Source organism: Nocardia sp. NPDC050697 (assembly GCF_040654395.1).
Lineage (GTDB): Bacteria > Actinomycetota > Actinomycetes > Mycobacteriales > Mycobacteriaceae > Nocardia.
The window spans coordinates 1,430,664-1,451,217 of the sequence record NZ_JBFAHY010000001.1 but is presented as its reverse complement, the minus strand read 5'-3'; the positions used below and the strand labels follow the sequence as shown (position 1 = coordinate 1,451,217).

General features: G+C 73.6%; 22 protein-coding genes. 10 read left to right on the top strand and 12 right to left on the bottom strand.

All coding sequences use genetic code 11. The annotated features are described in order from the left end of the window. Positions 1-194 precede the first annotated feature (194 nt). Positions 195-2,516, bottom strand: a complete 2,322-nt coding sequence (locus AB0H71_RS07270) for an ATP-binding protein (protein ID WP_357015907.1) — start codon at positions 2,514-2,516, stop codon at positions 195-197. Positions 2,517-2,621: 105 nt separating this feature from the next. Here AB0H71_RS07270 and AB0H71_RS07265 point away from each other — a divergent pair, with 105 nt between their 5' ends. From AB0H71_RS07265 to AB0H71_RS07255, 3 genes are all read left to right on the top strand, one after another. Continuing rightward, complete coding sequence (locus tag AB0H71_RS07265) at positions 2,622-4,379, top strand: GAF domain-containing SpoIIE family protein phosphatase (protein WP_357015904.1); 1,758 nt, start codon at positions 2,622-2,624, stop codon at positions 4,377-4,379. After that, entirely contained in the window at positions 4,376-4,819 is a 444-nt protein-coding gene (locus tag AB0H71_RS07260) for a response regulator (RefSeq protein WP_357015901.1), read from the top strand. The genes AB0H71_RS07265 and AB0H71_RS07260 overlap by 4 nt, the downstream gene beginning before the upstream one ends. Positions 4,820-4,892: 73 nt before the next feature. After that, complete coding sequence (locus AB0H71_RS07255) at positions 4,893-5,297, top strand: ATP-binding protein (RefSeq protein WP_357015898.1); 405 nt, start codon at positions 4,893-4,895, stop codon at positions 5,295-5,297. 181 nt (positions 5,298-5,478) lie between these two features. On the opposite strand, the gene AB0H71_RS07250 is transcribed toward AB0H71_RS07255, so the two are convergent. From AB0H71_RS07250 to AB0H71_RS07230, 5 genes are all read right to left on the bottom strand, one after another. Continuing rightward, positions 5,479-6,429 carry a phytoene/squalene synthase family protein gene (locus tag AB0H71_RS07250; protein ID WP_357015896.1) on the bottom strand — a complete coding sequence of 317 codons (951 nt, stop codon included), beginning with the start codon at positions 6,427-6,429 and terminating at the stop codon, positions 5,479-5,481. Beyond that, positions 6,426-7,922, bottom strand: a complete 1,497-nt coding sequence (gene crtI / locus AB0H71_RS07245) for a phytoene desaturase family protein (RefSeq protein ID WP_357015893.1) — start codon at positions 7,920-7,922, stop codon at positions 6,426-6,428. The genes AB0H71_RS07250 and crtI overlap by 4 nt, the downstream gene beginning before the upstream one ends. Before the next feature lie 14 nt (positions 7,923-7,936). Further along, the gene (locus AB0H71_RS07240; RefSeq protein WP_357016226.1) at positions 7,937-9,013 is read right to left on the bottom strand and encodes a polyprenyl synthetase family protein; all 1,077 of its coding nucleotides are present in this window, start codon (positions 9,011-9,013) and stop codon (positions 7,937-7,939) included. Between the two features lie 219 nt (positions 9,014-9,232). Further along, positions 9,233-9,511 (bottom strand): helix-turn-helix transcriptional regulator, encoded by a 279-nt coding sequence (locus tag AB0H71_RS07235; RefSeq protein WP_357015890.1) that lies wholly within the window; start codon positions 9,509-9,511, stop codon positions 9,233-9,235. After that, positions 9,493-10,368, bottom strand: a complete 876-nt coding sequence (locus AB0H71_RS07230) for a LuxR family transcriptional regulator (protein WP_357015887.1) — start codon at positions 10,366-10,368, stop codon at positions 9,493-9,495. The genes AB0H71_RS07235 and AB0H71_RS07230 overlap by 19 nt, the downstream gene beginning before the upstream one ends. A gap of 104 nt (positions 10,369-10,472) precedes the next feature. Between AB0H71_RS07230 and AB0H71_RS07225 the strand changes: the two genes are divergently transcribed. Both AB0H71_RS07225 and AB0H71_RS07220 read left to right on the top strand, forming a co-directional pair. Next, the gene (locus AB0H71_RS07225) at positions 10,473-10,943 is read left to right on the top strand and encodes a grhN (RefSeq protein WP_357015884.1); all 471 of its coding nucleotides are present in this window, start codon (positions 10,473-10,475) and stop codon (positions 10,941-10,943) included. A 6-nt stretch (positions 10,944-10,949) separates the two neighbouring features. Further along, positions 10,950-11,747, top strand: a complete 798-nt coding sequence (locus AB0H71_RS07220) for an MBL fold metallo-hydrolase (protein ID WP_357015881.1) — start codon at positions 10,950-10,952, stop codon at positions 11,745-11,747. Between the two features lie 10 nt (positions 11,748-11,757). Here AB0H71_RS07220 and AB0H71_RS07215 read toward each other — a convergent pair whose 3' ends face one another. Together AB0H71_RS07215 and AB0H71_RS07210 are read right to left on the bottom strand one after the other, a co-directional pair. Next, positions 11,758-13,476, bottom strand: a complete 1,719-nt coding sequence (locus AB0H71_RS07215) for a GAF domain-containing protein (protein WP_357016223.1) — start codon at positions 13,474-13,476, stop codon at positions 11,758-11,760. A 28-nt stretch (positions 13,477-13,504) separates the two neighbouring features. Next, positions 13,505-14,146 (bottom strand): response regulator transcription factor, encoded by a 642-nt coding sequence (locus tag AB0H71_RS07210; protein WP_357015878.1) that lies wholly within the window; start codon positions 14,144-14,146, stop codon positions 13,505-13,507. 105 nt (positions 14,147-14,251) lie between these two features. Here AB0H71_RS07210 and AB0H71_RS07205 point away from each other — a divergent pair, with 105 nt between their 5' ends. From AB0H71_RS07205 to AB0H71_RS07190, 4 genes are all read left to right on the top strand, one after another. Next, on the top strand, positions 14,252-15,301 hold the full coding sequence (locus tag AB0H71_RS07205; RefSeq protein WP_357015875.1) for an NAD(P)-dependent alcohol dehydrogenase: 1,050 nt from the start codon (positions 14,252-14,254) through the stop codon (positions 15,299-15,301). A 62-nt stretch (positions 15,302-15,363) separates the two neighbouring features. Further along, entirely contained in the window at positions 15,364-15,615 is a 252-nt protein-coding gene (locus AB0H71_RS07200) for a hypothetical protein (protein ID WP_357015872.1), read from the top strand. A gap of 16 nt (positions 15,616-15,631) precedes the next feature. Further along, positions 15,632-16,069, top strand: a complete 438-nt coding sequence (locus AB0H71_RS07195) for a nitroreductase/quinone reductase family protein (RefSeq protein WP_357015869.1) — start codon at positions 15,632-15,634, stop codon at positions 16,067-16,069. After that, positions 16,066-16,683 (top strand): GNAT family N-acetyltransferase, encoded by a 618-nt coding sequence (locus tag AB0H71_RS07190; RefSeq protein WP_357015866.1) that lies wholly within the window; start codon positions 16,066-16,068, stop codon positions 16,681-16,683. Before AB0H71_RS07195 ends, AB0H71_RS07190 begins: the two co-directional genes overlap by 4 nt. A 1-nt stretch (position 16,684) precedes the next feature. Here the strand turns inward: AB0H71_RS07190 and AB0H71_RS07185 are convergent, their stop codons facing one another. From AB0H71_RS07185 to AB0H71_RS07170, 4 genes are read right to left on the bottom strand one after another with little or no spacing between them, the layout of a single operon-like run. Next, on the bottom strand, positions 16,685-17,320 hold the full coding sequence (locus AB0H71_RS07185) for a DUF305 domain-containing protein (protein WP_357015863.1): 636 nt from the start codon (positions 17,318-17,320) through the stop codon (positions 16,685-16,687). A 41-nt stretch (positions 17,321-17,361) separates the two neighbouring features. Further along, entirely contained in the window at positions 17,362-17,871 is a 510-nt protein-coding gene (locus AB0H71_RS07180) for a DUF5134 domain-containing protein (protein ID WP_357015861.1), read from the bottom strand. A gap of 1 nt (position 17,872) precedes the next feature. Continuing rightward, positions 17,873-19,270, bottom strand: a complete 1,398-nt coding sequence (locus AB0H71_RS07175) for a hypothetical protein (protein ID WP_357015858.1) — start codon at positions 19,268-19,270, stop codon at positions 17,873-17,875. Continuing rightward, positions 19,267-19,422: a hypothetical protein gene (locus AB0H71_RS07170; protein ID WP_357015855.1), complete on the bottom strand. Its 156-nt coding sequence runs from the start codon at positions 19,420-19,422 to the stop codon at positions 19,267-19,269. The genes AB0H71_RS07175 and AB0H71_RS07170 overlap by 4 nt, the downstream gene beginning before the upstream one ends. Before the next feature lie 217 nt (positions 19,423-19,639). Between AB0H71_RS07170 and AB0H71_RS07165 the strand changes: the two genes are divergently transcribed. Next, entirely contained in the window at positions 19,640-20,551 is a 912-nt protein-coding gene (locus AB0H71_RS07165) for a hypothetical protein (protein WP_357015852.1), read from the top strand. Positions 20,552-20,554 lie beyond the last annotated feature (3 nt).

Genomic DNA, 20,554 nt, shown 5'->3' with positions numbered 1-20,554 from the left:
CTCTCTCGACGGCGACGGCCGGGCGTGGTCGGATCCGGCGATGGCCGGTGCCACGCGGAATCCCGCCGCGGGAGATCGCGGGAAGAGTTCGCTGCGGCTGTGAGCTCAACCGCCGTACTCAGCGTATCCCATGGAAATCCGCGCCCCGGCCGTTCCGCCGGGGGGCGTCGCGGGAGAAACATACCGCAGGGTGGTCACCCCGCGCCGGGTCCGGCTTCGAGGGTGAAGAACACCGTCGTCCCCGCCCCCGGCGCCGATTCCAGCCACAGCCGGCCCCCGTGCCGCTCCACGATCCGGTCCACGATGGCGAGCCCGGCGCCGTGGCCGCCGCCGCGCGATTCCCGCGGGTGCAGGCGGCGGAAGAGCCGCAGCACCTCCTTCTGGTCCGCCTCCGGGATGCCGATGCCGTTGTCCCGCACGAAGTACACCGGAACCGGCCCGTCGGCGCGCACCCCGACCTCGACCGTGCGCGGCGGCTCGTCCCCGGCGTACTTGGCGGCATTGACCAGCAGGTTGATCAGGATCTCCTGCAGCCGGTCGGGGTCGGCCGGCACGGTCACCCCCGGCTCCGGCAGCGTGATCGCCACCTCCTGCTCCTCCAGCCGGGCGCCGGCGATCTGCAGCGCGCGCTCGGTGGCCGCGCGCAGCTCGACCGGCTCCCGGCGCAGCTCGCCCTGGCCGAGCTGGGCGAAGTGCAGCAGCGAGTTGATCAGCTCGTCCATCCGCACCGCGAGCGTGCGGATGGTGCCGAGCCTGCGCACGGTGGTGGGGTCGAGGCTGTCGCCCGCGTCCTCGCCGATGAAGGTGGCGGAGTTGGAGATGCCGCGCAGCGGCTCCTTGAGCTCGTGCGCGGCGGCGTGCGCGAAGGTGTCCAGATCGTGGTTGGCCCTGCGCAGTTCGCTGTTCAGGGCGGCCAGCCGGGCGGTGTGCCTGAGCACCACCGTGGTGATGGCGTGGCCGAACTCCTGCACCACCGCCTCGTCCGGCGCGGTCCACGGCGTCGAGCAGCCGCGCACCACCGCCTCGTACACCGCCGAGGAGCCGCGCGGGGTGAGCCGCTCGCCGCGCGGGCCGAGCCGCACCGGCTGCGCCGGGTCGGTGGCCCAGGTGCGCGCGGCCCTGCGCTCCCGGCGCAGCCAGGCGATGCCGGTGCCCGCGCTGTCCAGCCCGAGCACCAGCGCGCCGCTGAGCGCGGGGGAGAGCGCGGTGAGCGCGGGGTCGTGGTCGCCGAGGCAGCCGCTGCTCCACACCTGCCCGGCCGTGATCGGGGGCAGCAGCGACCACAGCGTGTCCACGGCGGCCGCGTCGAACTCGGCGGCGTCGCCGTGCGCGATGACGGTGGTGAGCGCGCCGGTGCTCAGGTCGGCGGCGCGCAGCACGACGGCGTCCGCGGGCACCAGCTGGGCCAGCAGCGCGCCGTTGTCCCGCACCGACTGGGCGATATCGGTGTCCAGCGCGGTGACCAGCTGGGCCAGCGCCTTGCGCGCGGTCTGCCTGGCCCGCGCGGTCTCGGCGTCCTGCAGCGCGGCCAGCTGCAGCGAGAGCATGACCCCGAAGAACTCGCAGGCGGTGCGGACCTCGGGGCTCAGCGTGCGCGGCTCGAGGCCGTGGCAGGCGATGAGCCCCCACAGCTCGCCGTCGCGCAGCAGCGAGACCGACATGGACGACCGCACCGCGATATTGCGCAGGTACTCCAGGTGGAAGCCGGAGACCGTGCGCAGCGTGGAGTCGGAGAGGTCGAGCGGGGCACCGGTGTCGGAGAGCAGCGGCGGCACCAGCACGGCGGTGTCGTCGTCGACGTCCTGGATCACCCGGATCCAGTTGCGCTCGTAGAGCCTGCGCGCCTGCGGCGGGATGTCGGTGGCCGGGAACCAGAGCCCCTGCCAGGGGTCGAGGCCGGCGGCGACCGACTCCGCGATCACCTCGCCCGGCCCCTCGCGGCCCTCGAAGCGGTAGGCGACCACCCGGTCGTAGCCGGTGAGCGCGCGGATCTCGGTGACCGCGGCGGCGCAGGCGGCGAGCACGGTGCGCTCGTTCTGCAGCCGGGTCAGGGTGCTGCGCAGCCGCGGGTAGAAGCGGGCGAACTGGAACGGCCGCTCGACGGCGGCCGGCTCCAGCTCGATCACGAGCACGCCGTCCGAGCGGTAGACGGTGGCGTCGAACTCCGGGCCGCCGGGCGGGATGTGCAGCCCGATCAGCCCGCGGTCGCCGGTGGGGGCGCGCAGCGTCTCGTGCACCGCGGCCAGCCCGTCCGGCCCGATCAGGGCGGCCACCGGGGTGCCGACCAGGGCGGCGGCCGGGCGGCCGAGCACCCGCTCGCTGTTCGACCCGGCGACCGCGATAACGTCGGCGGCGTCCAGCGCGAGCAGCGTGCCGTAGGACTGGATGCCGCCGAGCAGGTGGATCGGCTCGTTGACGCACTGGGACAGGTCGAAGGCGGTGCCCGCCGCCACCTCGGCCGCCAGATCGCGGTCGTCGAGCCGGAACGGGGCTTCGTCGTCGGAGAGCGAGGTCATCGCCGCTCCTTCCGTGTGGGTCGCCGGGTGGAGCAAACGTGGCGGAACCTTACAGTAGGGGTCGGACCATCGGGGTCCGCCGGAGAGCGGGAGGACGAGCGACCCATGCCGACGACTCCGCGCACCCCGTGGTCGACGCTGCTGCACGCCTCCTGGCGCTCGGCCTTCGACGCGCGCAGCGTCGCCGACCTGCCGGACGAGCTGGTCGGCGGGCTGCTCTCGCTGCCGGGGGTGGTCGCGACCTTCGCCGTCGGCGTCGCCGCCACCGATGCCGCGGTCGCCGCGCGCTGGGCCGACCTGGACGGCACCGCGTTCGTCCCGGCCACGCTCGCCACCGAGCTGGCCGCGCGCGCCGCCGAGTGGTGCCCGGACCGCGCCGACGGCTCCGCCGAGGCCACCCTGGTCGAGGTCGACCCCGCCGAGCTCGCCGCGGGCACACCGGAACTCGCGTCCAGGCTCGCCGCGCTCGGCGCGACCGCGCTGCTGGTGGCGCCGTACCGGCCGGTGGCCGGGCCGCGCGGGCTGGTCGCGCTCGCCACCGCCGCGGCGGCGCCGGTGCCGCCGGATATCGTCACCGCGCTGCGCCAGGCGCGGGACATCATGATCGCCATCGACCGGCAGGTGACCGAGCAGCGGGTGCTCGCCGACCGCAGCCTGGCCGATGCCATCCTGGCCGAGGCGTCGCTGCGGATGGGCTCCTCGCTGGAGATCGAGGAGACGCTGCGCGCGGTGGTCCGGATGATTGTTCCCGGCCTGGCCGACGGCGCCGCGGTGCACATCGCCCGCGGCGGGCAGATGGAGCTGGTCGCGGTGGCGCACCTGGACGCGCGCCGGGAGCGCAGCCTGACCGAGCACCTGCGCGCCGACCGCTGGGCGGGCGCGCCGGTGGTGCAGCGTGCGGACCGCTCCGGCTGGGAGGACAGCCCGCTGCCCGCCGGGCTCCCGCCCGATGCCAACCTGGACACCGCCACCATCTCGGTGCTGCGGGCGCGCGGCCGCGACGTCGGGCTGCTGACCCTGTTCCACCGGCACGGCGCGGCGCGCAGGCCGGCGCACGCCTTCCTGCGCAACCTGGCCGGGCGGGCGGCGCTCGCCGTCGACAACGCGGCGCTCTACGCCCAGCAGCGCGCCGACGTCATGTCGCTGCAGCAGCACCTGCTCCCGGCCGCGCTGCCCGACGTGCCGGGGCTGGAGATGGCGACGGCGTACCGGGTCGCCGACCACAGCCTCGACGTCGGCGGCGATTTCTACGGCCTGGTACACGAGCCGGGGCGCACGCTCACCGCGCTGATGGGCGATGTCTGCGGCCGCGGCGCGCCCGCCGCCGCGCTGACCGGGCTGGCCAGGCACACGCTGGAGACCATCCTGGCCGAAGGGCACAGCCCCGAGCGCGCCTTCGACATCCTGAACACCAAGATGCTGCGCACCGGCGTCGGCCGGTTCCTGACCCTGACGGCGGTCACCCTCGAGCTGGCCGCGAGCGGCCCGGACGGGGTGCCGATCCGGGTGCTCTCCGGCGGGCACCCGGCGCCGCTGATCCTGCGCCGCGGCGGCGAGGTGGAGCAGCCGGACTGCTCCGGGCTGCTCGTCGGGGTGCGCCCGGAGCTGGGGTTGCAGCCCTACGACGGCGTGCTGCGCCCCGGCGACCTGATCCTGCTCTACACCGACGGCCTCACCGAGGCCAGGGACGAGGAGGGCCGGTTCTTCGAGGACGAGCTGCCCGCGACGCTGGCCGGGCTGCGCGAGCTCCCCGCCGCCGCGCTCACCGAGACGCTCGCGACCGGCGTCGACCGCTACCGGGTCGGCGACGACGCCGCGCTCCTCGCCATCCGGCACGCGGGCGGAGCGGGGGCGGTGCCGTGACCGAGCCACGCCGGGTCCTCGTGGTCGAGGACTCCGCCGACGACCGCGAGGCGATCGAGCGCGCGCTGCGCGCCTCGCACCCGGACCTGCTCGTCGAGTTCGTCGCCGACGGCGCCGACGGCCTGGCCCGGCTGCGCGACCGCACCGCCCCGCGCCCCGCGCTGGTACTGCTGGATCTGAACATGCCCGGCGCCGACGGCTACACCGTGCTGTCCCGGCTCCGGGCGGAGCCCGCCGCCGCGGAGCTGACCGTCGTGGTCTTCACCTCGTCGACGGCGTCCAGCGATATCGACCGGTGTTATGCCGCCGGTGCGGACAGCTATATCTACAAGCCGGTGGATTTCACCCTGTTCCGGACGGTGCTCCAGGGTGCGGTGGACTACTGGCTGGAGCAGGATCGAGACGACGAGGAACCGGATGGGCCGCCACCGCTCGGGTGAGCCGAGACTCAGGTGTGCATCCCGCGAAGACGGGTAGGCCCAAGAATGCCGGTTTCCGACGTGAAGAGGAGAGATGGACATATCGGATCGCTCCCCGCGGGCGTTGGAGATCGAGTTCCCGGCGCGCGCCGCCGAGCTGGCTGATGTCAGGCACGCGCTGCGCGACTGGCTCGCGGAGAACACCGCGGATCCGGACCGGGCCTACGATCTGCTGCTCGCCGCCAGTGAGGCGTGTACCAACTCGGTCGAGCACGGTCACCGCGAGGACGGCAGGGTGATCACCCTGCGCGCGGAGATCGACGGCCGCAAGGTCTGCATCACCATCACCGACGGCGGCACCTGGCACCCGGCCGAGGAGGGCGCCGATTCGCACCGTGGCCGCGGCCTCATGCTGATCAAGGCGCTGGTGCCGGACACCAAGGTGATCGTCGGCGACACCGGAACCATTGTCGAGCTGAGCGCTCCGCTGCCCTCCTGAGCAGCGTGTTTCCCCGCCTGCCGGTACACCTGGCGACCACGCCCATGGCGTACCCGCGGCGGCACCGGCCGCGCGGCGCGCACAAGGAGCCGCGCGCGGCCTCGCCGGATGCCGGCGCCACTGCCATCGCCGCTAACTGGGGTTTCGGCCACCCGGGCCGTTCGCCGCGGCCTACGGCCGCTCACCCCATGGGACGCTGTACTCCTGACCCCGGCGCGCGCCGCGCCAGCCAGGCCTTCGCCAGCCCGGCCCCGCCGACAGCGAGCCGGCGCGGGATCCCGACCCGCGCGCGCCGGTCGAAGACCGCGAAATCGCTCTCCTCGATCCGGTCCAGGATCTCGGAGTACAGCGTGAGCGCGGTCGCAACGCAGGCCCGCGAGCGCGGCTGCAGCCGCGCGATGCCGCCCTCGGCCCGCCGGTAGATCGCGCGGGTGACGGCGTGCTGCTCGGCCAGCGCCCGGCGCACCCGCGGCTCGGTGCTGCGGTGCGCCTGGCACCAGAGCAGCAGGTCGCGGTCGACGCCGTGCGCGGCGAGTTCGTCGGCGGGCAGGTAGACCCGGTCGCGGGCCAGGTCCTCGTTCACGTCGCGCAGGAAGTTGGTGAGCTGGAACGCCTTGCCGAGCGCGGCGGCGTAGGGGGCGGCCTCCGCCTCGTCGCCGACGGTGCCGAGCACCGGCAGCACCTGCAACCCGATCACCTCGGCCGAGCCGTAGACGTAGCGGTCCAGCGCGGCCCGGTCCGGGTAGTCGGTGATGTCGAGGTCCATCCGCATGGAGGCGAGGAAGTCGTCGAAGAGCTGGTCCGGGATGCGGTAGGCGCGGGCGGTGTGCAGCACCGCGGCGAGCACCGGGTCGGCATCGGCCGCTCCGGCCCGGAACTGCGCGGCCAGCGTCGCCAGCCCCTCGGCGCGCTCGGCGGTGGAGCGGGCGTCGTCGAACTCGTCCAGGATGTCGTCGGCGCGGCGTGCGAAGCCGTAGAGCGCGTGGATCGCCGGGCGCTGGTCGGGGGCGAGCAGCCGGGTGGCGAGGAAGAAGGTCTTGCCGTGTCTGGCGTTCAGCACCCGGCAGGCCTGGTAGGAGTCGCGCAGGGCGGCATCGGTGATGCCTGCGGCGTCGAGCTCGGTGCGGGTCATGGGCGCTCCGATCGGGTGGTGTGCGTGGTTCCGGTGATCCGGTCGGCGGCCAGCCGCCCGGAGATGAGCACCGGCGGAATCCCGACGCCGGGCACGGTCGAGCCGCCCGCCAGGACCACGTTGTCCAGGCCGCGCAGCATATTGGCCGGCCGGAACGGGCCGGTCTGGGCGAAGGTGTGGCCGAGCGCGAACGGGCTGCCCGCCAGCATGCCCTGCCTGGCCCAGTCCGCCGGGGTCACCACGCGCAGCAGCTCCGGATTCGGCAGCGGCTGCGGCAGCCTGGCGTTCGCGATGGCGAGCACCTCCTCGGCGTAGGCCGGGGCGAAGCGGTCCCAGTTGATCCGGCCGCGCTCCAGGTTGGGGACCGGGGCGAGCAGGTAGAGCAGGTCGCGCCCGGCCGGGGCGAGCGCCGGATCGCCCGCGGTGGGGCGGGTGAGCAGCAGCGACGGGTCGGTCATGACCCGGCCGTCCACGGTGATGTCGCGGAAGGCCTGGTCCCACGCCGCGCCGAAGAGCAGCGAGTGGTGCGGCAGCTCGGGCACCGCGTCCACGCCGAGGTGCAGGATGACCGCCGACGGCGCCGGGGTCACCCGGACCGGGCGCCGGGAGCGGTGCCCGAGCAGGTCGTAGCTGGTGTGCAGCTCGGTGGTGAGGACGAGGGCGTCGGCGGGCACCCGCTCGCCGTCGGCGGTGCGCACCGCACGCACCCGGCCGCCGTCCCGCTCGATGCGGGAGACGGTGGCGCCGTAGCGGATCTTCACCCCGGCGGCGGTGGCCGCGGCGGCCAGCGCGTCCGGCACCGCGCGCATGCCGCCGCGCGGGAACCAGACCCCGGAGATGGTGTCCATGTAGGCGATCACCGCGTACGCCGCCAGCGCCTTGCTGGGCGCGACCCCGGCGTAGAGCGACTGGAAGGTGAAGATCCGGCGCAGGTCGGGGTCGGTGATGTGGTCCGCGACGGCCCGGTCCCAGCGCCGGAAGCCGCCCAGCGCGAGCAGCTTGGCCAGCGCGGGGGAGACCAGGGAGAGCGGCGAGTCGAAGTTCGAGGCGATGAAGCCGTCGAACTCGGCCGCGTAGAGCCGGGAGAGCCAGTCCCGCAGCCGCAGGTAGCCGCCTGCCTGCACCGGCCCGGCGAACTCGGTGATGGCGGCGGCCATCCGCCCGGCGTCGGTGTGCACCTCCAGCGCCCTGCCGTCGGCGAAGCGGGCCCGGTAGGCCGGGTCCACCCGGTCCAGGGTGAGCCGGTCCGCGGTGCGCTCGCCGACCGCGGCGAAGGCGTCGTCGAGCAGCTCCGGCATGGTGAGCACGGTCGGGCCGGTGTCGAGGCGGTAGCCGTCGATATCGGCGCGCCCGGCCCGCCCGCCGGGGACGTCGTCGCGCTCGAGCAGGGTGACCTCCCGGCCGCGCCCCGCGAGGTGCAGGGCGGTGGCGAGCCCGGCCAGGCCGGCGCCGACCACAACGACACGGTCGGTACGACCGGGAACAGTGCGCATCGTGCTGCTTCTCCTCAGAGTTCGCGGGTGGTGCAGATCAGCGCCATGCCGTCGAGCAGGCGCAGTTCGGGCTCCTCGATGCGGGCCCACCGGACGGCCTCGCGGGCCTCGGTGACCCGCTCGGTGATCATCGCCTCGATCCGCTCGGCCGCACCGGTGGCGCTGATCAGCCCGCGCGCCGCGGTGACGGCGGCGGCGTCCAGCGCGGGCGCGGCGAGCAGCTCGGCCAGCGCGCGAGCGGTGGCCGGGTCGGCCATCTCCTGCGCGGCCACCACGACCGTGGTCGCCTTGCGCTGGCCGAGGTCGCTGTCGGCGGGTTTGCCGGTGGTCTCGGCGCTGCCGAAGACGCCGAGCACGTCGTCGCGCAGCTGGAACGCCTCGCCGACGAGCCGGCCGTACCGGGAGAGCGCCTCGATCGTGCGCTTCTGGCAGCCCGCCATGAGCGCGCCGAGCTCCAGCGGCCTGCGCACGGTGTAGTTGCCGGACTTGGCCCGCGCGATCGCGAGCACCGACTCCAGCGTCGGGGTGGCGCGCGCGTCGTTCACCAGGTCGGCGAATTGCCCGAGCGCCAGCTCCACCCGCATCCGGTCGTACCGCGGCCACATGCGGGCCAGCGCGCGCTCGTCCACCCCGCTCTCCCGCAGCATCCGCTCGGACCAGACCAGGCAGAGGTCGCCGAGCAGGGTGGCCGCCGACTCGCCGAAGCGGGCGGCGTCGCCCGGCAGCCCGAGCTCGCGGTGCGACGCCGCGAAAGCGCGGTGCGCGGCCGGCTCGCCGCGGCGCAGCTCGGCCTCGTCCATGACGTCGTCCTGCAGCAGCGCGAAGGCCTGCAGCAGCTCCAGCGCGGCGGCGGCACGCAGCGCGGCCGGGCTCGGGTCGGCGCCGCAGAGCCAGCCCAGGTACAGGAACATCGGCCGCAGGCATTTGCCGCCGACGGCGTAGTGCCGCAGGATGCCGTCCAGGGGGATACCGCTGATCGGCTCCGGCTGATTTCGCTGCAAGAACGACTCGAGTTCGCGGGTGACCTCCGCGCGCACCCCGGCCCGCCAGCGGGGCGGCGAGCACTCCTCCTCGCCGTCCGGCGCTGTCAGGAGGTGGTACGCCCGATGGGGCTCGGAGAACACGGCACTCACTCGAACTCCTCGTCTGCGGTCGGGCTGTCGTCATCCTAGCTCAACGATGCATAAATGATGCATCGTGTGCGGGGCCTTCGACTACGTTTCGAACCGCTCCCCGGGGCGGATGGGAGCGAGTTCGGTAATTTTCTTAATAATCGAATTGCCCGGATTTCGCCAGCCGAACCAGCGATCTCACGGCCCCGGCGGCACCCACGGCTCACCGCGCAGCGGCCGGTCGTCGGCGGCCCGCCGCTCGTTGTCGCGCAGCCGCGGCTCGTAGTGCGCGAAGAAGACCTTGCCGATGAGCTCCCGCCTGCTGCGGACGCCGGTCTTCTCGAAGATGCCCTTCAGATGTTGCTGCACGGTGTGCGCGGAGAGCACCAGGTCGGCGGCGATCCGGGAGGTGGAGGCGCCCTGCAGCACCAGCCGGGTGACGTCCTTCTCCCGCTCGGTCAGGCCGTAGGTCGACATGAGCAGCGGATACAGTCGGCCCGCTCGATGATGACGGCGATGCGGAGCTCGCCGGTCGAGGTCAGCGGGGCGCCGTGCAGCACGATCCAGGTCCCCGTGCGGGAGAGCACCCGGGCCACGGTGACCAGGTCGCCGCGGTCCGGGTGCTCGGCCGCGCGCAGGGTCCGCCCGACCAGGGCCAGTACCGAGGAGGGCAGCCTGCCCGCTGCCCAGTCGCCGTCCGGTAGCTCCGCGAGCCTGCGTGCCACGCCGGGCGTGGTCGATTCGACGGCGCAGTTCCGGTCCAGGACGAGCAGCCCCGGCGCGTCGGCGACATCGGGCTGCCGCGCCTGGCCGAGCAGCAGCGCCGTGCGGGCGGCCTCGGCGAGCAGCGGCGCCACCGCGCGCACGAAGTTCTTCTCGTCCGCGGAGAAGAGCGGGGTACGCGGCTCCCGGTAGAGCCCGAGCGCGCCCCAGACCTCGCCCGAGCGGGTGCGCAGCCGCGCGATCAGCTCCTGGTCGCCGCCCATGGTCATATTGCGGTGCCAGCGGGGGCTGCGCGCGGGTTCGCCGCCGGTGGCCTCGTGCAGGGTGGCGATGCCCGCCGCCGAGCGGGCCACCGCCGCGAGCTGGTTCACGTCGTCGGCGTAGTACTCGCTGACCAGCCAGTCGGCCGGGATCTCGGCGAGGCCGCGGTGGTAGTGGCTGGTCATCAGCAGGGAGGCCGGGTCGAGGGTGTAGAAGCACGGCGTCCAGTAGTGCGGGACGGCGCGCGCGAGGATCTCGGTCGACTCCCGCCAGAGCGAGATCAGGTCGCGTGGTTCGCCGCACACCCGGGTGAGCTGGGCCGTCGCCCGCTCGAACACGTCCGCCCGCATCACCCCACGGTACGACCGGGCGCCGCCGCGCGGAATGCCACTTTTCTGGTATTCCGGGGCGGGGCGCCGCTCCCTAGCGTCATCGGTGAGCGAAGGAGTCCCCGATGACGACGACCACGACCGAAGTCCGGCTTTCCCCGCCACCACGGGCGCTGATGCGCATGCTCAACCCCCTGGTCCGCCGGGTGCTCACGACCCGGTGGCTCGGCCGCCGGATCCCGCTGATGGCGCTGCTCGAGTTCGGCGGGCGGCGCAGCGGCGCCACCTTCCGGGTGCCGGTCTGCCTGCACACGATCGACGGCACCCCGACGGTCTTCACCCCGAGGTCGTGGCGGCTGAACTTCACCGAGCCCGCGCCGGTCGTTGTCACCCAGGGCGGGCGGGTCAGGCACGGCCGCGCCGTCCTGCTGCACGCCACGCCCCGCGAGCGGGGGCTGGCGATGCGGCAGGCCCTCGACAACGGCGCGACGCCCTTCGAGCTCGGCCTGAAGGTCGCCCGCGGCCACCACATCACCGCCGCCGACCTGGAAACCGTCGGCAACGCCCTCATCCGCATCGACTTCACCGAGGAGTGAAACACCGTGCTGATCAACCGCATCGGACGCGACATCAGCGTCCTCGCCGATTCCGTGGAGGTGCCCGGGCTCGGGTTCGTCCCGGTCAACGCCTTCGTCCTGCACGCCGCCGAGCCCGTGGTGATCGACACCGGGCTGCCCGGAGCAGGCTTCCTGGACGCGCTCGGATCGGTGCTCGACCCGGGTGACGTCGAGTGGATCTGGATCACCCGCCCGGACCGCGACCACACCGGGGCACTGCGCGAGCTGCTCGCCGCGGCCCCGCGAGCCCGGCTGGTCACGACGTTCCTCGGCATGGGGATCCTGTCGATGGAGGGCCCGCTCCCGATGGAGCGGCTCTACCTCCTCAATCCGGGGCAATCGCTCGACGTCGGCGACCGCAGGCTGACCGCCTTCCGCCCGCCGCTCTTCGACAACCCGTCGACCACCGGCTGCTCCGACGAGCACACCGGCGCCTGCTTCAGCTCCGACTGCTTCGGCGCCCCGATGCCGACCGCGGAGCTGGCCGCCTGCCCCGATGCCGGCTACCTGGACCGCGCCGAGCTGCGCGAACGCCAGCTGCTGTGGGCCACCGCCGACAGCCCCTGGGTGCACACGGTGGACCGCGGCAGGTACCTCGCCACCCTCACCGAGCTGCGCGCGCTCGACCCGGCGCTGATCCTCGGCACCCACCTGCCACCCGCCGCGGGCCGTGCCCCCGACTTCCTGGAGATGCTGGCCGCGGCCCCCGGCGCCGACCCCTTCGTCGGCCCGGACCAGGCCGCGCTCGAACAGCTGCTCGCCGGTTTCGAACCGGTGCCGTGAACCCGCGGGCTCAGGGCAGCGGGGCCGACCAGCGCAGCACCGTGCCCCCGCGCTCGCCCTTCTCCAGCCCGAAGGTGCCGCCGGCCTCCTCGGCCCTGGCGGCGAGGTTGGCCAGGCCGCTGTAGCGGCCGGTGCGGTCCGGCATGCCGGTGCCGTCGTCGGTGATCAGGATGGTGGCGTCGTCGTCGACGGTGAGCACCACCGAGATGGCGGTGGCGCCCGCGTGCCGCACGGCATTGCTGACGCCCTCGCGCAGCACCGCCTCGACGTGGTCGGAGAGCGGCGGGCCGAGCACCGAGACCGGGCCGGCCAGCCGGACCGTGGTGCGCAGCCCGCTGTCCGCGGTGGTCTCGGAGACGATGCCGTGCAGCCGCTTGCGGAAGGTGGCGGAGTCGGCGGCGGTATTGCTCTGCAGGTCGAAGATGGAGTGCCGGATGTCCTGCACGATGGACTGCAGGTCGTTCACGGTGTCCGAGAGCCGGGTGCGGATCTCCGGGTTGTGCGAGCGCTGCACCGTCCCCTGCAGCGAGAGCCCGACGCTGAAGAGCCGCTGGATCACGTGGTCGTGCAGGTCGCGGGCGATCCGGTCGCGGTCGGAGAGCACGTCCAGCTCGCGCATGCGGCGCTGCTGCGCGGCCAGCCGCAGCGCCAGCGCCGCCTGCCCGGCGAAGGCGGTCATGATCGACTGCCCGGCGGCGTCCAGCGGCGGCGCGCCGTGCGGGCGCAGCGTGGTGAGCACGCCGATCACCGCGGTGCCCGCGTGCAGCGGCAGGATCAGCGCCGGGCCGAAGGCGATATCCGGCCCGAAGAGCTTCGCGGGCAGGTAGTCGGCGACCGAGACCGGGCGCCGGTCCCGGAAGGCGGCGCCGGAGCGGGATTCGTCGATCGGGATGGTGCGGCCGGTGATCGGCGCGGTCTCGGCGCCCGCGGCGGCGACCACCACCAGGTCGGTGACCTCGTCGTGCGGGATGTCCGGGTCCTCGGGCAGCGCGAGGAAGGCGCAGGCCGCGCCGGTCAGGGTGAGCGCGCGGCGCACGATGAGCTCGAGCACCTCGTCCGGCTCGCCGCCGGCCAGCAGCTCGGTGGCGACCTCCTGGGTGGCCTCCAGCCACTGCTGCCGGATCCGGGACTCCTCGTAGAGCCTGGCATTGGCGATGGCGATACCGGCCGCGGCGGCCAGCGCCCGCACCACCACCTCGTCGTCCTCGGTGAACTCCTGCCCGCCCTTCTTCTCGGTCAGGTAGAGGTTGCCGAAGACCTCGTCGCGCACCTTCACCGGAACCCCGAGGAAGGTGCTCATCGGCGGGTGCTTGTCCGGGAACCCGACCGACCCGGGGTGCGCCGAGAGCTTCGCCAGCCGCAGCGGCTTGGGGTCCTCGATGAGCAGCCCGAGCACGCCGTGGCCGCGCGGGAGGTCGCCGATCAGCACCCGGGTGCGGTCGTCGATGCCCTCGTAGACGAACTCGGCGAGCTGCTTGCTGTCCTCGCCGGTCTCCCGCACGCCGAGCGCGCCGTAGCCCGCGTCGACCAGCTCGATGGCGGTGTGCACGATGGTGCGCAGCGTGTTGTCCAGGTCCAGGCCCGCGGTGACCACGAGCATGGCCTCCATGAGCCGGTCCATCTTGTCCCGGACGCCGACGATCTGGGTGATCCGCTCCTGCACCTCCAGCAGCAGCTCGTTCAGCCGCAGCTGGGAGAGCGCCTGGCCGACCGGGGTGTGGCCGTCCATCCGATCGCCGCCCGCCCCGGCGCCGGGCTCAGTGCCCGTCACGGCCGAGTTTGGAGGCGAGGACCGCGGCCTGGGTGCGGCGCTCCACACCCAGCTTGGCCAGCAGCCGGGACACGTAGTTCTTCACCGTCTTCTCGGCCAGGAACATCTCGGCCGCGATCTGCCGGTTGGTGAGCCCCCGGCCGAGCAGCGCGAGCAGCGTGCGCTCCTGCTCGGTGAGCGTTGCCAGCGGCCCCGCCTTCTGCTCGGCCTGCGCGCGCAGCTTCGCCATGAGCGCGGCGGCGGCCCGGTTGTCCAGCAGCGACTTGCCCGCGCCGACCGCGCGGATGGCGTCGACCAGCTCCAGCGTGCCGATGTCCTTGACGACGTAGCCGCTGGCCCCGGCCAGGATGGCGTCCAGCATGGCCTGCTCGTCGGTGAACGAGGTGAGGATCAGGCAGCGCAGCCCCGGCAGCTGGGAGAGCAGCTCGCGGCAGAGCTCGATGCCGTTGCCGTCCGGCAGCCGGACGTCGAGCACCGCGACATCCGGCCGAAGTGCTGGGATCCGGGCCAGCGCGTGCGTCACGCTCTCCGCGCCGCCGACCATCTCCAGGTCCGGCTCGGCGTCGATCAGGTCGGCCAGCCCGCGCCGCACGATCTCGTGATCGTCGACCAGGAACACCCGGATCATCGCCGTCGCCTCTCCTCGAACCGATTCCGTTACCAGCATGACAGGCATAGCCCGGCCCCGGAGTGGAAGGGCGGTGCCGGAAGGGGACGAGCCGAGGAGGCACAGATGCGAGCACTGCGGTTGACGGCGTGGAAGTCCGATCCGGAGCTGGTCGAGGTGGAGCAGCCCCATCCGGGGCCGGGTGAGGTGGTCGTCAAGATCGGCGCGGCCGGGGCCTGCCACTCCGACCTGCACCTCATGCGCGACTTCTCCGACGACGCGCCGGTCCCGTGGCACCCGCCGTTCACGCTCGGCCACGAGAACGCGGGCTGGGTGCACGAGATCGGTTCGGGGGTCACGGGTTTCGAGGAGGGGCAGCCGGTCGCGGTGTACGGGCCGTGGGGCTGCGGGGTCTGCGCGCACTGCGCGCGCGGCTACGAGACCTACTGCGAGAACCCCGCGGCCGCGCCGGTGCCCGGTGGCGGCGGCGGGCTCGGCCTCGACGGCGGCATGGCCGAGTACCTGCTGGTCCCGGCGGCCAGGCACCTGATCCCGCTGCCGGACGGGCTGGACCCGGTGCGCGCCGCGCCGCTCACCGACGCCGCGCTCACCCCGTACCACGCCATCCGCCGCTCCTGGGCCAAGCTCACGCCGGGCAGCACCGCCGTGGTGATCGGCGCCGGCGGGCTCGGGCACCTCGCCGTGCAGATTCTCAAGGCGACGACCGCGGCCAGGGTGATCGCGGTCGACCTGCGCCAGGAGGCGCTGGAGCTGGCCACCCGGGCCGGCGCGGATCGCACCCTGCGCTCGGACGAGACCGCCGCCGACGCCATCCGCGAGGCCACCGGCGGGCACGGCGCCGACGCGATCTTCGACTGCGTCGGCGCCGACGCCACGCTCGCGCTCGGCGCGGCCGCCGGCCGGGTGCTCGGCGACCTCACCGTGATCGGGATCGGCGGCGGCACCCTGCCGGTCTCGTTCTTCTCGGTGCCCTACGAGCTCTCCGTGCAGACCACCTACTGGGGCGGCCGCTACGAACTCCCGGAAGTGCTCGCCCTCGCCGCGCGCGGCCTGCTGCACGCCGAGACCACCAGCTTCGCCCTGGACGACGCGGTCGAGGCCTATCACCGGCTGGAGCGCGGCGAGATCACCGGCCGGGCCGTCGTGGTGCCCTGACGAATCCGATTCGGGGACCTTCGGCCCTGAAAACGGCGGGCCGGCGGGGGCACGCTGGACGGATGGTCGAAGGGGCAGTGAGCGATCGCAGGGAAATGGCGGGCACGGCGGGGTGCCCGGAGTCCGTGGTGGACGAAACCGTCGAGCGGCTCCGCGCGGAGTTCGAGGACCGGCTGGCGGCCGGGGCGATCGACGAGATCGTCCGGCGCTGCCTGAGCGATCTCGCCGGCATCCCGGCGGGGTCGCTGCCCGAGCTCGCCGAGCGCTCGGCGCGGCAGCGGCTGCTGGAGGCGAGCGCCGGCCCCGGCCGGTGACGGCTATCGTGCTCCCATGCCGCCGGATTTCACGCTCAGGGCCACCAATACCGCGCATCGGCTGCTCACCAGGCTGACCTTCGGCAGGCTGGGGCACCGCATCGCGGGCATGCCGTCGCTGGAGCTCACCACCGTCGGCAGGCGCTCCGGGAAGGAGCACGCGGTGCTGCTCACCGCGCCCATCGTGGAGGGCGGCGGCTACGTGGTGGTCGCCTCCAGGGCGGGCGACGACCGGCACCCCGCCTGGTACCACAACCTGCTCGCGCGGCCGGAGGTCACGGTCGCGGTGCAGGGCGGGCCCCGGGTGCCCATGCTGGCTCGGGTCGCCGATCCCGCCGAGCGCGCCGCGCTCTGGCCGCGGGTCACCGCGGGCCACCCGGTCTACGCCGATTACCAGACCCGCACCGACCGCGAGATCCCGCTGGTGCTGCTCACGCCGCGGGACGGCGCGTGACCACACCCCGCACCGCCACCATCCGCGGCGTCCGCCGCGCCGAGGCCGCCGCGGTCGCCGAGCTGCTGGCCGCCGCCATGGCCGACGACCCGCTCTCCCGCTGGCTGCACCCGGTCGCCGAGTGGCGCCCCGCCGAGCTGCGCGCCTCCTTCCAGCGCGAGATCGAGCTGGTGTGCAGGCCCGCGCTCGGCGCGCACGTACTGGTCGACCCGGAGGGCGCGCTGCTCGCCGCCGCGCTCTGGACCCCGCTGCCGTACCGCCTCTCCTGGCTCCAGCAGGCCAGGCTGCGCGGCGCGCTGCGCCGGCTGCACGGCGACCGCGAGCCCTACCTCCAGCAGGTCAGCGCCGCCACCTTCACCGCGGCGCCGCCGCGCCCGCACTGGCACCTGCTCGCCATCGGCACGGTGCCGCCCGCGCGCGGCCACGGCCACGGCCGCGCCCTGCTCGACTTCGGCATCGCCCGCGCCGACGCCGAGGGGCTCCCCACCCACCTGGAGACCACCGAACCGGCCCGGCTCGGCTTCTACGCGCGCGCCGGATACCGGGTCGCCGCCGAGGTCGACCTGCCCTTCGGCGGCCCGCGCTCCACCGTTCTCTGCCGCGAGGCGAGCTGACTCAGCCGTACTGCGCGAGCAGCAGCCCGATCACGCCGATCTCCTTCGTCTGCTCGGTGACCATCTCGCGCGCCGCCTGCTTGACCGGCCCCGCGGTGAGCAGCGCGTCGGCGCCCCCGGCCATGGCGACGCCGCCGTAGTGGTGGCGCTGCACGAGCCGGAGGAAGAGGAGCTCGGCGTCCCGGCCGCGGGCGGCGGCGAGCGCGTCCAGTTCGGCGCGGGTGGCCATGCCCATGGCGGTGTCGACGGGCTCGGCGGTGGCGGCGACCTGGGCGCCGTGGTGCCCGGCCGCCGGTTCGTGCAGCCACGCCATCGGCTGCGGATTGCTGGGCAGCGCGTTCGCCAGCCGGAGCCAGCCGAGCACGGTGCCGAGCTCGACCCGCTGCACGTCGTCGATCTGCGCGGCCAGCCGGGCGATCACCGGGGAGACGCCGGGGTCGAGGGATTGCACCATGAGCAGCGCCTGCTCGTGGTGCGCCGCCATGTCCTGCAGGAAGGCGATCTCGGTGGCGCTCAGGATCTCCCGCTCCGGCGCGCGGTCCGGGACGAACAGCGGGCGGACGGCCGCGCCGAGCGTCACCAGCAGGGCGGCCAGCGCGACGAGCGCGGCGCCGGCGACGACGGAGCGGCGGTCCACCCGCCGACGGTACCGCGCTCGCCGCATCGGGCACGGTGGAATCAGCCGCGCAGCGCGGAGCCGAGCATGAGCGCGGTGGCCAGATCCATCACCAGGTGCGGCAGCGCCGCGAGCGCGTACCGGGTCACCCCGGCGACCACCGCCGCGTCGAGCAGGAAGAGCGCCACCAGGATCCAACCCGCCACCGGCCACGGCGGAGCCCCGCCGTGCCCGCCGAGCAGCGCGTAGACCATGGCCAGCGCCGCGATGCCGTGATAGGCGGCGGCGCTGATCTCGTCCCCCGTGGTCGCGGTGCGCGGCCCGGTGGCGGCGAGCAGCAGCCAGAGCGCCGCCGCCGCGGCCAGCGCGCCGAAGAACCCGCGCCAGACCGGCGCCGAAATGTGCGCGCCCGGCAGCGTCCACATCCCCGCCATGGACAGCAGCATGGCGACGTGGAACAGCGCGCTCGCCGGTCCGGGGTACACGGTCCGCCCGCGCACCGCGGTCGCCGCCGCGCCGAGCAGGCAGCCGAGCGCCGCCGCCCACGCGGGCAGCAGCAGCGGGTCGTGCACGTCAGCCGGGGACGACCGCGACGGCGCGGCGATCGTCCAGTTCCACCTCGAACACCGCGCGCCCCTCGGCGTCCGCGGTGAGCGCCTGCTCGACCGCGCCGGTGAGTCGGTACTCGCGCCCGGGCGCGAGCCGGTGCACCGCCAGCCGTACCCGCTTCGGCCCCGCACCGGGGCGCAGCACCAGCTCCAGCGCGCTGCCGTCGGTGACCGCCCTGGCGACCAGCACGTCCGGGTAGGCGGCGTCGGCGAGCACCGGCCCGGTGCGCCACGCCTCCGGGATCGCCCCGGTGATCAGCTCGCGCAGCGCGTCGGCGCGGGTGAAGCGGGCGAGCACGTGGTGCGCGTTGGTCACCGTCGACGGCCCCTGGAACCGGCGCGCGCCTGCGCTCTCCAGCGTGAGGTGCTGCTCGCCGAGCGAGCGGACGAGCGCGGCCGCCAGCTCCGGCTCGCCCATCTCGGCGGCCGCGGTGGCGAGGAAGGTCCTGGTCATGCCGTCGCCGTTGACCACGTTGTAGTTGCCGAGATCGACGCGGGCGCGGGCGTTTCCGCGCAGCCGCAGCGTGGTGCCGTCGAAGTCGACGTAGCGGTCCCGGATGGTGGTCCAGGTGTCGCGGGCCAGATCCGGCATGGTGGCATTGAGCCAGGCGACCATGCCTGCGTCGTAGCCGAGTACCGGGCGGCTGATGGTGAGCGAGGGCCCGAGCCGGCCCGGGATGAACCGCCCGCTCCGGGTGCGCCACCCCTCGGTCAGGTAGCTGTCCCGGATCCGTTCCACCAGGTCGCCGGTGAGCGCGGTGCCGTGCAGCCGGTCGTGCAGCACCAGGGTGTTGAAGGCGAAGACATTGCAGATCGGGTAGATCAGGTGCGGTTCGCACGGGTACTGGGCGCACTTCGGGTTGGCCAGCATATTGCGCTGGACGGCACCGGCCAGCCGGGCGAAGTCGTAGTCGTGCGCGCGGGTTTCGTTCCAGCGCAGCCGGAGCGACCCGGGCCGGTCGAAAACGCCGTCCCGGTTGAGGGTTTCGTAGAGCCCGAGCATGACGCCGAAGTAGCCGGAGTACATGACATTGGCGTGCCGGATGGGGTCGGTCTCGTATCGGCCGTAGCCGATCAGGCTCTCCAGCGCCCAGTAGCCCCAGACTCGCTTGTCGCACATCTTGCGAATGGCATTGCGCTGCGCCTCGGCGAGGTAGCCGGTGAAGGCCGGGGTGCGGGTGTACTGGGCCATCGCCAGCCCGTAGCCGATGAAGTTGAGCTGGTAGCGCAGTGCGCTGGCCGCGATCTGCTCGATCCGGTCGAAGCCGTCGAAGCGGTCGAGCGGTTGCAGCGCGAGGTCGAGCACGAAGCGCTGGAAGGCCAGATCCTCCGGCGTGGATTCGGTGACCGCGGAGATCGTCACGCGATCACCACCCGCCGGGTTGCCACCGGCTCCGGGCCGGATCGCCGCGCGGTGGGCGCGAACTCGGACGGCGCCGCGGTGCGGCCGCGCAACCGGCGGCTGACCCGGACGAATCCGGCGGAGAGGAACCCCGCCAGCAGGCAACACGGCATCGTGGCTCGCTTCCGTCGTGAGATAATTCAACGAAAACACTATCACTGTGTCGTAACCGACATTCCCGATATCGCCGCAGTTCGTTGCCTATCTTCCCGTGCCGCAGCGGCTTCCGTGGCGTGGCCGGGTGGATTGGGTCCCGGCATTCGGGGTACGGATGCCGAGAGACTGGAGGATAAACCGTCTCACTATGTCGGACGAGCGAGTGGAGCAGTGATGAGCGGAGTACAGCGACGGCGGATGGCGGCGGTGACCAGCGTGCTGGTCGGGGCGGCGCTGGCGGCGGGCCCGGCGGCGGCCGACCCGAATATCCAGGTGCCCGGCAGCGACGACGGCCTGCCGAACTGCCAGGTACTCAATGTGAACGCCTTCGCCGGGTACATCGGCACCGGCGAGCCCCGGCCCACCGAGGTGATCGACGAGAATTTCGCCACCGCACCGGCCGGCGACTGGTGCAACACCAATGTCGGGTACTCCGGCACCAGCTACGGCCCCGACGGCGTCACCTTCACCAACCCGCCCACCCGGGACGGGCTCTTCCCCTACAACAACTCCGAGATTCTGCCGCATCCGATCTTCGAGCCCGGCCAGACCCAGGTCTACGACGTCAAGGGCGCGCCCGACCTGACCACGCACAACGGCACCGCGGGGTGGGGCGTGTCGAACCGCTCGATCGACCCGCTGAACCTGGAGCTCGCCTGGTTCATGTACAACGGCTCGCACGGGCCGCTCGGCGACGTCAGCGAACTCACCCGCCCGATCTTCACGGTCCTCGGCCAGGACCTCCCGCGCGGCTTCTTCCTCATGGTCAAGCGCGGCGGCGAGCTGATCCCGCAGATCCGGCCGCTCGACCCGGCGCTGCTCGCCGACGACCACAAGTACGCCGTCAAGCTCACCGACCGCAATGTCGAGTTCTACATCGACGGCGCTCCGGTCGGCGACTTCGCGAGCCCGCCGCACGGCACCGGCCACAACATCCTGAATCAGCCGGTGCCGCTGCTCGGCCAGGCCTGGCTGGACGGCAGCTACTGGTTCCCGCTGCCCATCCCGGAGTGGAACGAGCGCCCGCAGCAGCTCACCATCACCCGCTACCGGCAGGGGCCGAGCGAGAGCACGCCGCTCACCTGAGCG

What these genes read in the sequence shown, in the direction of transcription:
- AB0H71_RS07210 (WP_357015878.1), bottom strand. Translation starts at nt 14,146, where the DNA reads ATGATCCGGGTGTTCCTGGTCGACGATCACGAGATCGTGCGGCGCGGG.
- AB0H71_RS07230 (WP_357015887.1), bottom strand. Translation starts at nt 10,368, where the DNA reads ATGCGGGCGGACGTGTTCGAGCGGGCGACGGCCCAGCTCACCCGGGTG.
- AB0H71_RS07235 (WP_357015890.1), bottom strand. Translation starts at nt 9,511, where the DNA reads ATGTCGACCTACGGCCTGACCGAGCGGGAGAAGGACGTCACCCGGCTG.
- AB0H71_RS07200 (WP_357015872.1), top strand. Translation starts at nt 15,364, where the DNA reads ATGGTCGAAGGGGCAGTGAGCGATCGCAGGGAAATGGCGGGCACGGCG.
- AB0H71_RS07270 (WP_357015907.1), bottom strand. Translation starts at nt 2,516, where the DNA reads ATGACCTCGCTCTCCGACGACGAAGCCCCGTTCCGGCTCGACGACCGC.
- AB0H71_RS07265 (WP_357015904.1), top strand. Translation starts at nt 2,622, where the DNA reads ATGCCGACGACTCCGCGCACCCCGTGGTCGACGCTGCTGCACGCCTCC.
- AB0H71_RS07215 (WP_357016223.1), bottom strand. Translation starts at nt 13,476, where the DNA reads ATGGACGGCCACACCCCGGTCGGCCAGGCGCTCTCCCAGCTGCGGCTG.
- AB0H71_RS07225 (WP_357015884.1), top strand. Translation starts at nt 10,473, where the DNA reads ATGACGACGACCACGACCGAAGTCCGGCTTTCCCCGCCACCACGGGCG.
- AB0H71_RS07170 (WP_357015855.1), bottom strand. Translation starts at nt 19,422, where the DNA reads ATGCCGTGTTGCCTGCTGGCGGGGTTCCTCTCCGCCGGATTCGTCCGG.
- AB0H71_RS07255 (WP_357015898.1), top strand. Translation starts at nt 4,893, where the DNA reads ATGGACATATCGGATCGCTCCCCGCGGGCGTTGGAGATCGAGTTCCCG.
- AB0H71_RS07165 (WP_357015852.1), top strand. Translation starts at nt 19,640, where the DNA reads ATGAGCGGAGTACAGCGACGGCGGATGGCGGCGGTGACCAGCGTGCTG.
- AB0H71_RS07250 (WP_357015896.1), bottom strand. Translation starts at nt 6,429, where the DNA reads ATGACCCGCACCGAGCTCGACGCCGCAGGCATCACCGATGCCGCCCTG.
- crtI (WP_357015893.1), bottom strand. Translation starts at nt 7,922, where the DNA reads ATGCGCACTGTTCCCGGTCGTACCGACCGTGTCGTTGTGGTCGGCGCC.
- AB0H71_RS07195 (WP_357015869.1), top strand. Translation starts at nt 15,632, where the DNA reads ATGCCGCCGGATTTCACGCTCAGGGCCACCAATACCGCGCATCGGCTG.
- AB0H71_RS07205 (WP_357015875.1), top strand. Translation starts at nt 14,252, where the DNA reads ATGCGAGCACTGCGGTTGACGGCGTGGAAGTCCGATCCGGAGCTGGTC.